At 58.0% G+C, this 838-nt stretch carries 2 protein-coding genes and 1 pseudogene; all 3 read left to right on the top strand.

Annotation, left to right across the window (positions count from 1 at the left end; genetic code table 11):
• Positions 1-139: 139 nt before the first annotated feature.
• Positions 140-351 (top strand): annotated as a pseudogene (locus J5224_RS31275) (NifT/FixU family protein).
• Positions 352-361: 10 nt separating this feature from the next.
• Positions 362-577 carry a hypothetical protein gene (locus tag J5224_RS31270; RefSeq protein ID WP_264628889.1) on the top strand — a complete coding sequence of 72 codons (216 nt, stop codon included), beginning with the start codon at positions 362-364 and terminating at the stop codon, positions 575-577.
• A partial coding sequence (locus J5224_RS31265; RefSeq protein ID WP_319802521.1) for a NifB/NifX family molybdenum-iron cluster-binding protein occupies positions 558-838 on the top strand: 281 nt, incomplete at its 3' end. The genes J5224_RS31270 and J5224_RS31265, both read left to right, overlap by 20 nt.

Raw genomic sequence — 838 nt, 5'->3', positions numbered from 1 at the left:
GAGAAGCTCGACAAAGATACCATGAAGCTCGGCAAGAACGACTACAACTTCGATCTTGTTCGTTAATCCCCTGACCAAAGTGGCCTGCTTCGCGGCCCGGCACTGTCCGGGCCGTCACCTTGCCACTGAGGAGGTGTTTATGCCGATAGTGATTTTTCGTGAGCGCAACGCGCAGCTGTATTGCTATATCGCCAAGCAGGATTTGGAGGCGAGGGTGATCGGAATAGAGTTTGACCGTCAGGATTGCTGGGGGGGAGAGGTGGCGTTGGAAGGGGGAAAACGCTGAACCCACAAACGGAAAAACCGCAGTTTCCCATCAGCCTGCGCGCCTCGCGTCCCGGCCTGGCATGAGGAGGTGAAGATGTCTGATGATGATCGTCTGTTCTGGCGACTGTTTGCGCTGATGCATTGCCTGCCAGAGCTGTCCTCCCCGCAACTGTTACGCTGGATTGCGCAACAGGATGAGGCCTCGCTCGATCTGGCCTATTTGTCGTCGCTGGATCAACCACAGCTGATGGCGCGTTTTCCCGGCGACCCGGGGCCGGTGGCAACGGGTGATGGCGTGTCTGCGCGGTGAACTGCCTGCGCATCTGGCGGTAATGTCGCCGCCGGGGCGCGAACCGCAACTGCTGGTGGCCTTTTCGTCACAGGATGGTATCGCGATTAACGGCCATTTTGGGCAGTGTCGCCTGTTTTTTATCTATGCGTTTGATGGCAACGGCTCGTGGCTACACGGGTTGCGTCGTTATCCCAGCGAACCGGGGGAGCAGGAAAGCAACGAAGTGCGTGCTCAACTGCTTGCCGGCTGCCACCTGCTGTTCTGTGAAGCAATTGGTGG

The organism is Candidatus Symbiopectobacterium sp. NZEC135, assembly GCF_025962695.1.
This window is presented reverse-complemented; position numbering and strand designations above follow the sequence as displayed.

Bases quoted from the DNA above. Each gene is read 5' to 3' on its own strand.
- J5224_RS31270 (WP_264628889.1), top strand. From the start codon at position 362: ATGTCTGATGATGATCGTCTGTTCTGGCGACTGTTTGCGCTGATGCAT.